This is a genomic window from Pseudomonas sp. B21-010 (genome assembly GCF_024749325.1).
GTDB classification, from domain to species: Bacteria; Pseudomonadota; Gammaproteobacteria; order Pseudomonadales; family Pseudomonadaceae; genus Aquipseudomonas; species Aquipseudomonas kilonensis.
In genome coordinates this window covers 6,439,294-6,451,735 of record NZ_CP087198.1, presented here as the reverse complement: position 1 = coordinate 6,451,735, position 12,442 = coordinate 6,439,294, and the positions used below count along the sequence as shown (strand labels likewise).

The window sequence follows — 12,442 nt, the reverse complement described above, 5'->3', positions numbered from 1 at the left end:
CAAACTAACCCCCTGAATCCAGGGGGTTTTTTATGGGCGCAGCTAAACGCTCTGGCGATTTGGATCAGCGCGCACGCTGGACCCGGCGGGGCTGATGAATCCTGGCAAGGTCTTTACTGCGGGCTGGAGTGACTGAAGGGATTTCTCGATTATTCCCGCAATTATGAAAAAATACTTTCATATGATGATCTGACCGACATTCACCGAGAGCTGGAAAGCGCTAGAAAACAACAGCATTCATTGCAACTGGTGGCCGATGGCTGGCAGCGTTACGAGGCCTTGCAAGAGCAATTACATGAATGAAGCGACAGCGCTGCAAGTGTCAACAGCTTTAGAATCATAAAAGACTGGCGCTGGGCAGGGATATCGACTTGACCACCGCGCTCGCGGCGCTTTCGGATGAGTCGAAGAAGATCATCGTCCTGATGATCGACGAAGCTCAACATGCGATCACCACGGATGAAGGCGTTGCGGCGCTTTTCGCACTGAAAGCGGCAAGGGACGAGCTAAACAGTTCGAAGCACCACGGTCTTCGCATCGTCTGCACCGGATCTAACCGGGACAAGCTCGCCATGCTCCGCAATAGTAAGGACCAAGCTTTCTTTGGGGCCTCCATGGTTCAATTTCCAACCCTGGATCAGGATTTCATAAACTGGTTCTGCGCGAATATCGATCTCGCCTATCCGCTCGATCCCTCTAATGTGTTCGAGTTGTTCAAGGAGAGTGGTTATCGTCCTGAGTTGCTAGGTGCCGCCGCCGATGAGATCAGGTTCGATTTTGCGCTGGATCCTGCAACCATCCCCGAGCGATTCGCAACGTTGGTTCGGGCGCAAGCTGACGAGCTCAACGCAAACCTCAAGAAAGTTATTCATAGCCTGACCCCTATCCAGTCCGCCGTTATCCGCGTCATGAGTGCCAAAGGCGATAATTATGCGCCTTTCGAGGCACCCACCATGGAGCTCTATGCGAAAGCGATGGAGCAGGCCGGTATCGCAGAGCACGATATAAAGGTCGAAGTGCCGGGTGTTCAGCAAGCGCTCATCGCCCTTCAGGAAAAGAAGCTGGTCTGGAAAGCCTCTCGTGGTGTCTACGCGGTTGACGAGCATGTCATCGTGGACTTGCTGGGCGAAGCCGGATTGCTCGAAGGACTCTCCTAAGCTGTTCTTTGATCTAGCAGAGACCCCATGGCCTTTGATATCGGGGCGAGGAAGGTGTGCTGGCCGTACGCACAAATCACTCCAGAAAACACCGATCAAAAAGATAAACGCTGTCCGGTTTGAGATTCTCCACCGTGCGTTGTGGGCGGCCGCCGTCGCCGCTTTTTTTGCGACCGGTTTCCTGCAAATAACCCGCTTCGGTCATCTTCAGCAAACGCTGGCGCATGCTGGTCTTGAGCACCGGGCGATCGAGCACCACGGAGAAAATGCCCACCGCTTCCGGCGCGCTGAATTCCGGGCCCAGGAACATCAGCGGCAGGCTGCTATAGAGGGCCTTGGACAGCAATCGCTCCTGGACCGCAGCCACCAGGCTGTTGTGGTCGAAAGGGAGTTTGATCGAGGCGTCAGCGACGTCCTTGAGGGGAAAAAATCGCTGGTGTTCGGCGAGCTGGACCGCCTCGCTGACAATCGCCAGGTAGAACGTCGAGGACGACCAGCAGCGCGGATCGCGGAACGCGTCGCCGACGGTGCCGACCTGTTCGATCCAGGCCAGCGGCATGCCCACCTTGTTTGAATTGCGCAGGCGCTCCACGGCGTCGTTCAGCGTGAGATCTTCGACGTCACCATTGACCACGATCCCGGGCAGCGCCCAATGGCCGGCGAACGGCTCGGCTTCCCGTCGGTTCAGGAGGATTTCCAGTGCGTGGGTTTCCCGGCAGAAGCGCAGCACACAGAGGTCGATGGTGTGCAGATAACCGCGCGCGGGGGCTGTGCTAGTGGGCATGTCGATTTCCGTGGGGAGCGTAAAGACCATAGTTTAACGGGTTCATGCCGGGTGCCATCCAGTCGCTGGGAAGCGGCTCGCCCAAAGCCAGCCGGTCGCGAATCACCGTGCTGCGCACGTGGATCTTTTCCTCCACGCAAAGGATGGAAAAACGCTCCAGCAATTCTTGCCCGCGATAGAAGGTCGGCAGCCGATCCGCAACATCCTGGCCCACCACCAACGCAATCCGCTTGCCGTCCAGGGCCAGGCTGTCGGCGAGGTGGGCGAGCAGGGTGTAGCTGTAGATTGCGCCTTCAACGCCACGGGCCACGACCTGTTCCGCCCGGCTTGCACGCACTTCGGCGCAGCACAGTGGCTGCACCTTTTCGACGATCGATTCCAGCCAGTTCAGGCGAACCTCATAGTCGACCATTTGCTTGCCGTAGGGATGCCGCAAGCTGGGGACCACCAGCACGCGTCTGGCCAGGCGTGAGGCCTCGATCATTACCTGGGCGTGACCGGCGTGCGGGGGATTGAAGGCGCCGCCATAAAGGGCAATCTCGAACATGGCACATCCTCTTTTGGTACATGACATGTACTCTACCAGCAAAATCTTTTTAGTGAAAACCTGCTTTGTGCTGATTCATAGCCACTAATTAAAGATGGATCATCAAAAATATTTTCTGCGAGTGGCTTGTTATGAAAGTACACCTTATGTACTCTCGTGACCATGAAGAGGAGAAACCCAGTATGAGCAGCCTGACCCGGAAAACAGCTTCCTTCGATGTCGATGCGCAAAAGAGCTTTACGCCGCTATGCCCCGATGAGCTTCCGGTGCCGGGCGGTGACCAGATTGGCGGTGAGCTGAATTTCATCGCGTCCCTGGCCAGCCTCCGCATCGGCAGCAAGGACGCCCATTCGCCCCTGGCTCCGTGGGTGGTCGCCGATCACGCACAGATGTTCGTGCCGACCGGGCTCGAGCATGCCGACATCACCTGGGTCAGCCACTGCGTTCCCGGCACCGAAGGTTTCGCCCTGCTGGATCAACTGCCGACTCCCTACGACTACGACTATTTCGTCTGGAAGGGCGTCGAGCCGGATTTGCACCCGTACGGCGCCTGCTACCACGATCTGCACGGCAAGCTGTCCACCGGGGTGATCGAGTACCTGAACGGCCTGGGTGTGCAGCAGGTGATTGTTGGCGGGCTGGCGCTGGATTTCTGCGTCAAGACCACCGCTCTGCAACTGGCCGCCGCCGGCTTCAAGGTGATCATTCACCTCCCGGCTTGCCGGGCCATCAGTGAAGAGGGGGCCATTCAAGCCATTCAAGACATGCGGCAAGCGGGCGTCTCGGTTGCCGCGACGCGTGAAGAAACCCTCCAGTTGGCGAACGCATAAGGAAGAGCCATGGACAGTGCATTCGATTCAAACAGCGGCACCATCCAGAGTCTTCTGGATACCGACTACTACACCTTCACCATGATGCAGGCGGTCTTGCACCAGCACCCGAATGTCGAGGTGGAATACCAGTTCATCGTGCGCTCCAAGGAGCGGCTCGGTCACCTGATCCCGGATATTCGTGTGGAGCTGGAGAGGCTCGCGGGGTTGCAGCTGCGCGAAGGGGAGCAGCGGTTTCTGTTCAACAAGCGTTTCCGCGAATACCTGACACCGGACTTCGAACAGTTTCTCGGCCTGTTTCGCTTCAATTTGCGCTACATACACGTTTCGGAAGTCGACGGCCAACTGCACATCCGCGTCCGGGGGCCGATGCTGCACTGCATCATGTTCGAGCAACCGGTATTGGCCATGGTCAGTGAACTGCGCAACCGCGAGAAGTACCCCGAAGTCGAGTTGGCCGACGTCACCCGCAAGCTGTACCAGAAGTTCGAATGGCTGGAGAAAAACGCCAGCCGTGAAGAACTCGCCGAGTTTCGCGTTTCAGACTTCTCCACCCGGCGGCGGCTGTCGTTCAGGGCCCAGCGTGAAGTGGTGAATATCATGCGCAGCGATTTTCCTGGGGTCTTTGTCGGCACCAGTAACGCTCACTTGGCTTACGAGTTCGATCTGCCCCTGATCGGCACCATGGCTCACCAATGGCTGATGGTGCATCAACAACTCGGGCGCTTGCGCGAGAGCCAGAACGCGGCGTTGGAAAACTGGGTGCGCGAGTATCGCGGCCGCCTCGGTATCGCCCTGACGGACTGCATCAGCACCGATTTCTTCCTCAAGGATTTCGACCTGTACTTTGCCAAGCTCTATGACGGCCTGCGCCAGGATTCCGGTGACCCGATCGTCTGGGCCGACAAGGTGCTGGGGCGTTATCAGGAGCTGGGCATCGACCCGCGGACCAAGGACCTGATGTTCTCCGATGGCCTCAATTTCGAAAAATGCCTGCCGATCCTGCGGCATGTTCGCGGCAAGGCCAAATTCGGTTTCGGCATGGGCACCAGCCTGGCCTGCGATGTCGACGGTGTCGAACCACTGAGCATCGTCATGAAGCTGGTGCGGGTCCACGGCGAGCCGGTCGTGAAGTTCTCCGACGACCCGATCAAGAACGTCTGCGAGGATGCCTCGTTTCTGCGGTACGCCGCCCAAGTGTTCAACGTCGCCCTGATCAATCCACAGCTGGGAGCCTGATATGACTTCGCTTGTGCAAGAACGCATTGCCCGGGAACTGGGCATCGATCGTCAACTCACACGGGGTGGCGAAGCCACCGAGATTGCCCGCCGCATCGAATTCATCAAGCAGATCTTGCGCGAGTCCGGTTGCAAGTCCCTGGTCCTGGGGATCAGTGGAGGCGTCGACTCGCTCACCGCCGGCCGCCTATGCCAGTTGGCGGTGGAGCAATTGCGGGAGGCAGACTACGAGGCGCGTTTTATCGCCGTCCGGTTGCCCTATAAGGCTCAGGCAGATGAGCAAGACGCCCAGGCGTCCCTGGACTTCATCCGGCCGGACGTGATCACCACCAGCAACATCGCCGCTTGTGTCGACGGGCTGATGGGCAGTATCGCCATCGACGGCTTGCAGCCTGGCGCCGAGCTCATCGACTTTGCCAAAGGCAACGCCAAGGCCCGGGCACGGATGCTGGCGCAATACGCCATTGCCAATCTGAGCAATGGGTTGGTGGTTGGCACCGATCATGGGGCGGAGGCGGTCATGGGTTTTTTCACCAAGTTCGGCGACGGCGCGTGCGACCTGGCCCCGCTGTCCGGGTTGACGAAGACTCAGGTGAGATTGTTGGCCGATGCGATGGGCGCCCCCGCGTACCTGGTGCGCAAGGCACCGACCGCCGATTTGGAAGACCTGGCACCCGGCAAGCTCGATGAAGTGGCGTATGGCTGCAGCTACGAGCAAATCGATGGGTATCTGATGGGCGAAGCGGTGTCGCCGCAGGCGCGACAGATCATTGAGCGCGCCTACCTCAAGACGGCCCACAAACGAGCACTGCCCCGCGTCCCGCCTACCCGGTCTGAATGACCCTTAGATCTTGAAGGTGTTGACCATTTGTTGCAGGCGGCGTGACTGGTTTTCCAGTTCTGTGCAGGCCTGCAAGGTGGATTGCAAATTGCCGACCATTTCCTGGTTCAGGTCATTGATGTGGCTGATGTCGCGATCCAGATTGTCCACCACTGAGGTTTGTTCTTCGGTGGCGGTGGCTACCGACAGGTTGATCTCGTCGATCTCGCCGATGCCCAGCAGCACACGGTTGAGTCGCTCGCCCGCGAGCCTGGCGGTAGTGACGTTGTCGTCGCTGTGACGCTGGCTTTCGAGCATGGCGCTCACGGCGCTGCCGGCACCTGCTTGCAGTTCCTCGATCATGCTGTGGATTTCCTGAGCGGACTGTTGGGTGCGATGGGCGAGCGTACGGACTTCGTCCGAGACCACAGCAAAACCGCGCCCGGCATCTCCGGCGCGGGCGGCCTCGATGGCAGCGTTAAGGGCCAGCAAGTTGGTCTGGTCGGAGATGCCTTTGATGACGTCGAGAATACGTCCGATTTTCAGCGTTTTCTCATTCAGGCTTTCGATGTCCTGGCGGGTATTGACCACCTGCGACGAGAGTTGCGACATGGCGCTGATGCTGCGCTGCACCACCGCCTGGCCTTCCTGGGTCTGATCCCTGGTATCAGAGGCGCGGCTTGAGGCATGAGCGGCGCTGCGGGCGATTTCCTGGGCTGCGGCCCCAAGCTCGTTGATAGCCGTGGCGACGTTATGGGTCAGCGCCGCTTGAGTGTCAGAGCTTTTCAGGGATGCGTTTGACGCCTGGCTGACCTGTGCCGCCAAGTGGGTGAGTTGGACACTGGACGCCAGGACTTCCCGGATCGACTGCTGGATACGTTCGACGAAGCGGTTGAACCCGCCGGCCATCATGCCGAACTCGTCCCGGGACAGGCTGTGCAGGCGCTGGGTCAGGTCGCCTTCGCCATCGGCGATGGATTGCATGGCCGAGCCCATGCTGCGTAGTGGTCGCATCAGGGCATTGATCAACAGGCCGAGCAAACCGACCGTCACCAGCATGGCGATCAATGTGGCGACCAACGCCGAAGTGCGAAACTCGTGGAGTGCGGCGTAGGCCTTGTCTTTATCCACTGAAAGTCCGATGGACCAGTGCAGCGAGGGTAGGCCGTTGATCGGGGTAAACGTGACGATCCGCGTCCGGCCGTTTTCCTGCACTTCATTCAAGGCGCTGTTGATGCTCGGCGGGCCTTCGGGGAACGCTTGGGCGAGTGTCTTGGTCACTCGTGTGTTGTCCGGGTGCACCAGGATCTTGCCGTCGTCGCTGACCAGGAAGGCGTAGCCTATGCCGTTGAGGTCCACGGCATTGATGATTTTCGCGAGTTGCTCCAGGCTCAGGCTCGCACCCAGCACACCCACGGCCTTGCCATCGACCTTGATCGGCGCCGCCTGGGTCATGATCAGGTAATCAATACCGGCACCGATGTAGGGTTCGGTCAGCACCGGTTCAAGGCTGCGAGCCGCGTCTTTGTACCAGGCGCGCTGGCGAACATCATACCCGTCGGGCATTACCCGTTCGGGATGGATAAAGAAACGACTGTCTTCAAGGCCGACGTAGCTGGCGATGAAGGTCCTTGTAATGATGTCCTGGGAGAGAATTGCGCCGATGTTCTGCGGGGTGGGATTGGCGGCGATGGTTTCGGCGGCACCTTCGATCAATAGGATCCGGCCGGCCAGCCAGCTGTCGAGGTTCGCGCCCAGCAACTGGCCGGTGGCCTGTAGGTTGCGGTGCAGTGCTTCGCGGGTGCTGGCTTGCTGGCGATGGTCGTTGAACAACGAGAAAGACAGGAATACCGCCATCACGATGAGGCAGGCACCCAGAAGAATCTTGTGGCCGAATTTCAGATTGATGCCCATGAGGAATGCTCGTCTGGTTTCTTTTTTATTGATCGAATCCCCGCAGGCTCAGGGCTGGTCGAAGATTTAATGAGCGGGCAGATTTTGTCGAACTAGAAAAAACGATGGGCCATCGTGAGTTTTCTTGTGGGCATGGAAGAGGTGCGAATGGAGTTTTCAAAGGGGACCTCGGGTCCCGAACGGAGTGGGCAAATGACACAGGCAATCGGCATCAAGGATCGCGTACGCATCAAGCACGTCGAAGTCCTCTCGGATGATTGGTACGTGCTGCGCAAGACCACCTACGACTACCTCGGTCGCAACGGCCAATGGCGCGAGCTGACGCGCGAGACCTACGACCGTGGCAACGGTGCCACGATCCTGCTGTACAGCAAGGCCAAGCAGACCGTGGTGTTGACCCGGCAATTCCGCTTCCCGGCCTTCGTCAACGGGCACGACGACTTGTTGATAGAAACCTGCGCTGGCCTGCTGGACAACGACGACCCGCACACCTGCATCCGCAAGGAAACCCAGGAAGAAACCGGCTATATCATCCAGGACGTGCGCAAGGTGTTCGACGCCTTCATGAGCCCGGGCTCGGTGACGGAACGGGTGCATTTTTTCGTCGGCGAGTACTTCGATGAAGACAAGCAGCACGCAGGCGGCGGCCTGGAAGCCGAGGGCGAAGAGATCGAAGTGCTGGAGCTACCCCTCGACCAGGCCTTGGGCATGATCGAGACCGGGGAGATTTGCGACGGCAAGACCATCATGCTGTTGCAGTACGCCAAGCTGCATCGGTTGCTGGATTAGCCGCGTTTTTCGTTCAGCTGGATTGGGCCTCGCTGTCGTCCTGCATATCGTCCAGATATTCCGGCTTGTCGGTCTGGTCCGGCAGTTCGGTCACGACGCTGAAGTCGCTGATCTCGATGGCGCCGACGCCATGACCGAGCAGATGGAAGGAAAACGCCTTGCGCTGCTGCGGGTTGTCGAAACGGAGGTTCATCACCAGCGGCTGGTCGGGTGTCACCGCCACGTCTGTCGGCAGGTCCATCGACACATCCTGTTCGAACTCCTTGGCCTTGAGGGAAATGTAGGCGGCGTGGTCAGCCTCCACGGCGCGGATGGTCAGGCTGACGCGGGTCTGTGAACCCTTGGGCATTTCCAGGTATTGGGCACCGATCAGGTTGTCGGTCCAGTCGTTGGTGACCTGGGCCGGCAGCGGGATTTTATCCGCACTGCCGAATTGATAATGCTGGTTCAAGGGCGTGCGCAACAGGGTCTGGTCCAGGGCCGTGGCCCGGGCGCCGATCAGCCTGGCGCGCTGGCCGCTGTATTGCCCGCCATAGGTGGCGCGGTCGGCGATGAAGCCGTCGCTGGCGTAGTCACGGCAATGCTGGAGGAAGTCGCACTCGGTAAAGGTGCCCTTGCCATCGTGATAGCGAAGCTTGCCGTTGGTGAACGACATGATTTCCCGACCCGTCGGGTAGTCCCTGAACATCGAGCGGCCGGACAATGACGTGGGCACCGCAAAGCCGAAGTAATCGAGGATCGAGGCGGTCAAGTCGACGTGGCCGTAGGTGCCTGACTTGATCCTGGGCAACGGCTCCGGCGCCAGCGTCAGGTTGAACCCCCAGGAGGAGGCCAGTCGCACGTCGTCGATGCCATGGGATTCGTCCGAGGTGATGACCACCAGGGTGTTGTCCAGGATGCCCTGGCGTTCCAGGCCCGCGAGGAAGTTCTCCAGGGCGTCGTCCAGGTAACCCACCGCTGCCTGCTTGGCGGTGTCGTAGCGTTGCAGGTAGTCATCCGGTGCCGAGTAGGGCTGGTGCGTGCCGACGGTCAGCAGGGTCAGCATCCAGGGTTTGTCCGCTTGTTGCAGTTGCCCGACGTAGTCCAGCGCGCCTTCGAAGAAAGTCTTGTCGTCCATGCCCCAAGGGAATTCCAGGTAGGCGGGGCGAGTGAACCACTCCATGCCCAAGGTCGTGTCGAAGCCGATGTGCGGCATGATCCGGTCCTTGGCCATGAACCGCAGGCCCGCACCCTGCAGGAAATGCGTGGAAAAGCCGTTCTGGCGCAGCTGGGCCGGCAGGCAGGCCTGGTTGCGCTGGGTCTGGTTGAGCATTTCGACGCCTTTGGGCGTGCCGTTGTCGAGCTTGTCGTAGTCGCCACACAGCATCGCGTAGAGGCCACGAATGGTCTGGTGGCTGTGCAGGACGTAATCGGGGGTGTTCATGCCGCGCTCGGCCCAGGCACTGAGGTGCGGCATCAGGTTCTCCTGATAGCTGCTTTTCAAGGCCTGGCGGTTGGCGCCCACGTAGGCACCGGGAATGCCCTCCAGGGCGATGACCAGGACGTTGCGCGCACGGCCCGGTTCGGCCAGCAGTCTGTTGCCATCGAGGTCCAGGCGGGTCAGCCCCGCCATCGGCGGGGGCGGGTCCACCGCATCGCCGTCGAGCCATTGTCGGGCCTGGTCCTGCCCGGCGGCGATACTTGCGGTGACGAGTTGGTGAGGCAGGTTGAACACATTCCATTGGTCCGCCTCGCTGGGACGCCAGGCTTGCAGCGCGCCGTGGCCCAACAGGAGCAACACGGGCACGGCCCAGGCGTGGCGCGGCAAGCGTGGCGCCTGGCGTGGGCGGCTGGTCCATTGAGTAACCAGCCAGAACACCAGCGCGGACAACTGGAGCGCGGCCAGCCAGGGATGGGCGAAGCCGCCGCTGGTGGAATTTTCAACGAACTGCGGGTCGGTCAGGTAATGCACGTCCGAAGGATTGGGCATCCGCCCGACCGCGCTGACCAACTCGATGCTGGTCAGCGTCAACGCGCTCCAGGCCAGCAATACCGGGAATGCCAGCCACCCGGGACGGCGATGGAGCAGCACGATCAGCAACCCGCCGATACCCAGGTCCGAGAGATAACCCAGCGGGTCGGACCAGCCCAGGGCGAGACGCAGGCCCATTGGGACGAGTAGTACGCAGCCAATCAGGGCGATGAGGGCGGCGCGCGGATGGGTTGAAGCGCGATAAAGAACGTTCACAAAAGCAGGCCTTTCGGTTGAAACCAATCTACTGAACGGACACGACCCCTGTGGGAGCGAGCTTGCTCGCGATAGCGTCGGATCAGTTGAATTCATATCGACTGACACACCGCCATCGCGAGCAAGCTCGCTTCCACAGACGGTTCTTCCTTCGGTCATGAAATTGTCATTGGGAGGGATGGTACCAAGTGCAATCGCCCCTGGCCGAGCCAATGTCCCGGTGTCTGGCTGCGCTACGCTGTGGTTCACTGGCCCAGGCCTCTACAATGGCCGCGTAGCGCTGCTTTGAGACGCGCAGAAAACTTGTATCAGGATTTCTCATCGGGGGATGGATGGACAGGTTCCAGGAAATGCAGGTTTTCCTCGCCGTGGCCCAGGAGTCGGGTTTTTCGGCGGCAGCGCGGCGCTTGGGGATGTCGGCGGCCAGCGTCACGCGGGCGGTGGCGGCGTTGGAGCAACGCATCGGCACGCCATTGCTGGTGCGCACCACCCGCAACGTGTACTTGAGCGAAGCCGGCCAGCGCTTTCTCGAGGACTGTCGCCGGATCCTGAGCGATTTGCAGGAAGCCGAGGATTCGGCGGCCGGCAGCCACGTCCAGCCCCGAGGGCAGCTGACGATTACCGCGCCGGTGCTGTTCGGTCAGTTATTCGTCACGCCGCTGCTGGTGGATTACTTGCACCGGTTCCCCGAGGTCTGCATCAACGCCTTGTTGTTGGACCGCACGGTCAGCCTGGTGGAGGAGGGCATCGATGTTGCCCTGCGCATTGGCGAGTTGCCGGACAGCAACCTGCACGCCGTGCGAGTCGGTGAAGTGCGGCGGGTGGTGTGCGGCGCCCCTGGTTTCTTCGCGCGCCACGGGCGGCCCCGGCATCCGGAGGATTTGGAGCGAATGCCGGTGGTGGCATCATCGGCCATTGGCCAGGTCAAAAGCTGGACCTTCCTCGATTCAGGCCAACCGTTGGCCGTCCGGCCCGTGCCTCGGCTGGTGGTGACGGCCAACCAGGCCGCGATCACGGCGGCCTGCCAGGGGTTGGGGATGACGCGGGTCCTGTCTTACCAAGTGGCAGGCAACGTGGCGGCCGGGGAACTGGAAATCGTCCTGGCCGATTTCGAATTGCCGCCTCTGCCGATCCATGTGGTGTACCAGGGCGGGCGAAATGCGCCGGCGCGGGTCCGCAGTTTTGTCGATTTCGTCGTCGGTGCACTGCGCGAACATCCGGCCTTGAGCGGTTGAAACATTGTTTCGCAGGCTGAAACAATGGATTGCATTTCTGGGTGATTCTCTTGGTTCTGCCTGGAGCGGAAGATGACCCCATCGACGCCGTTGTGCTGATGGCGTCACTTGCAGCGGAGTCGACCATGAACCCTATCAAGCACTATCATTTCCCGCTTTCCGGCCATTCCCATCGCGTTCAACTGATGCTTTCGTTGCTCGGGCTACCCGTCGAAGAAGTCTTCGTCGACTTGGCCAAGGGCGCGCACAAACAGGCGGACTTCCTGGCGCTCAATGCGTTTGGCCAGGTGCCGGTCATTGACGATGGCGGCGTGGTGCTGGCGGACTCCAACGCGATCCTGGTGTACCTGGCGCACAAATATGGCAAGGGCCGCTGGCTGCCGACCGATCCGATCGGCGCCGCCCGGGTGCAGCGCTGGTTGTCGGCGGCGGCTGGGCCGATCCATGCGGGCCCGGCCACGGCGCGACTGATCACGGTGTTTGGCGCGGCCTACAACGCTGAGGACGTGATTGCCCGTTCCCACAACGTGCTGAAAGTCATTGATCAGGAATTGAGCAACCGTGCTTATCTGGCGGGTGACGCTGCGACCGTCGCGGACATCGCCGGCTACAGCTACATCGCCCACGCACCGGAAGGCAATGTGTCATTGGAGGACTATGCCAATGTGCGGGCCTGGCTGGCGCGGATCGAAGCCTTGCCCGGATTCGTGGGCATGCCGCGTACGGCTGTCGGGTTGCAAAAGCACGCCTGAAACGGAGCTCGGTGGCGAGGGGATTTATCTTCACTGTGGGAGCAAGGCTTGCCCGCGATGAAGGCACTGCGGTCTTTCAGAGATCGAGGCGCCTGTTTCGCGAGCAAGCTTTGCTCCCACATGGCAGAGATAGGTCCCTTACCACAGC

General features: G+C 60.3%; 11 protein-coding genes. 7 read left to right on the top strand and 4 right to left on the bottom strand.

Annotated elements, in window-relative coordinates:
- Positions 1–371: 371 nt before the first annotated feature.
- Positions 372–1,157: a hypothetical protein gene (locus LOY50_RS28840; protein ID WP_258690089.1), complete on the top strand. Its 786-nt coding sequence runs from the start codon at positions 372–374 to the stop codon at positions 1,155–1,157.
- A gap of 76 nt (positions 1,158–1,233) precedes the next feature.
- On the opposite strand, the gene LOY50_RS28835 is transcribed toward LOY50_RS28840, so the two are convergent.
- Entirely contained in the window at positions 1,234–1,941 is a 708-nt protein-coding gene (locus tag LOY50_RS28835) for an NUDIX hydrolase (RefSeq protein WP_258690088.1), read from the bottom strand.
- Positions 1,931–2,488: an adenylyltransferase/cytidyltransferase family protein gene (locus LOY50_RS28830; protein WP_258690087.1), complete on the bottom strand. Its 558-nt coding sequence runs from the start codon at positions 2,486–2,488 to the stop codon at positions 1,931–1,933. Before LOY50_RS28830 ends, LOY50_RS28835 begins: the two co-directional genes overlap by 11 nt.
- A gap of 182 nt (positions 2,489–2,670) precedes the next feature.
- On the opposite strand from LOY50_RS28830, the gene LOY50_RS28825 reads away from it, so the two are divergent.
- From LOY50_RS28825 to nadE, 3 genes are read left to right on the top strand one after another with little or no spacing between them, the layout of a single operon-like run.
- Positions 2,671–3,318, top strand: a complete 648-nt coding sequence (locus tag LOY50_RS28825; RefSeq protein WP_253470561.1) for a nicotinamidase — start codon at positions 2,671–2,673, stop codon at positions 3,316–3,318.
- Positions 3,319–3,327: 9 nt separating this feature from the next.
- Positions 3,328–4,557: a nicotinate phosphoribosyltransferase gene (gene pncB, locus LOY50_RS28820; protein WP_214511118.1), complete on the top strand. Its 1,230-nt coding sequence runs from the start codon at positions 3,328–3,330 to the stop codon at positions 4,555–4,557.
- 1 nt (position 4,558) lies between these two features.
- The gene (gene nadE, locus LOY50_RS28815) at positions 4,559–5,398 is read left to right on the top strand and encodes an ammonia-dependent NAD(+) synthetase (protein ID WP_253470559.1); all 840 of its coding nucleotides are present in this window, start codon (positions 4,559–4,561) and stop codon (positions 5,396–5,398) included.
- 3 nt (positions 5,399–5,401) lie between these two features.
- Here nadE and LOY50_RS28810 read toward each other — a convergent pair whose 3' ends face one another.
- On the bottom strand, positions 5,402–7,291 hold the full coding sequence (locus LOY50_RS28810; RefSeq protein ID WP_258690086.1) for a methyl-accepting chemotaxis protein: 1,890 nt from the start codon (positions 7,289–7,291) through the stop codon (positions 5,402–5,404).
- 192 nt (positions 7,292–7,483) lie between these two features.
- Between LOY50_RS28810 and nudK the strand changes: the two genes are divergently transcribed.
- Entirely contained in the window at positions 7,484–8,080 is a 597-nt protein-coding gene (nudK, locus tag LOY50_RS28805) for a GDP-mannose pyrophosphatase NudK (RefSeq protein WP_253470554.1), read from the top strand.
- A 13-nt stretch (positions 8,081–8,093) separates the two neighbouring features.
- Here nudK and LOY50_RS28800 read toward each other — a convergent pair whose 3' ends face one another.
- On the bottom strand, positions 8,094–10,307 hold the full coding sequence (locus tag LOY50_RS28800; protein WP_258690085.1) for an LTA synthase family protein: 2,214 nt from the start codon (positions 10,305–10,307) through the stop codon (positions 8,094–8,096).
- Between the two features lie 332 nt (positions 10,308–10,639).
- On the opposite strand from LOY50_RS28800, the gene LOY50_RS28795 reads away from it, so the two are divergent.
- Entirely contained in the window at positions 10,640–11,542 is a 903-nt protein-coding gene (locus LOY50_RS28795; protein ID WP_253470550.1) for a LysR family transcriptional regulator, read from the top strand.
- A gap of 125 nt (positions 11,543–11,667) precedes the next feature.
- Positions 11,668–12,294, top strand: coding sequence for a glutathione S-transferase family protein (locus LOY50_RS28790; RefSeq protein WP_253470548.1), 627 nt, complete (start codon positions 11,668–11,670; stop codon positions 12,292–12,294).
- Positions 12,295–12,442 lie beyond the last annotated feature (148 nt).

Coding starts and splice junctions, on each gene's coding strand:
- nudK (WP_253470554.1), top strand. CDS start 7,484: ATGACACAGGCAATCGGCATCAAGGATCGCGTACGCATCAAGCACGTC.
- LOY50_RS28790 (WP_253470548.1), top strand. CDS start 11,668: ATGAACCCTATCAAGCACTATCATTTCCCGCTTTCCGGCCATTCCCAT.
- LOY50_RS28835 (WP_258690088.1), bottom strand. CDS start 1,941: ATGCCCACTAGCACAGCCCCCGCGCGCGGTTATCTGCACACCATCGAC.
- LOY50_RS28810 (WP_258690086.1), bottom strand. CDS start 7,291: ATGGGCATCAATCTGAAATTCGGCCACAAGATTCTTCTGGGTGCCTGC.
- pncB (WP_214511118.1), top strand. CDS start 3,328: ATGGACAGTGCATTCGATTCAAACAGCGGCACCATCCAGAGTCTTCTG.
- LOY50_RS28795 (WP_253470550.1), top strand. CDS start 10,640: ATGGACAGGTTCCAGGAAATGCAGGTTTTCCTCGCCGTGGCCCAGGAG.
- LOY50_RS28830 (WP_258690087.1), bottom strand. CDS start 2,488: ATGTTCGAGATTGCCCTTTATGGCGGCGCCTTCAATCCCCCGCACGCC.
- LOY50_RS28825 (WP_253470561.1), top strand. CDS start 2,671: ATGAGCAGCCTGACCCGGAAAACAGCTTCCTTCGATGTCGATGCGCAA.
- nadE (WP_253470559.1), top strand. CDS start 4,559: ATGACTTCGCTTGTGCAAGAACGCATTGCCCGGGAACTGGGCATCGAT.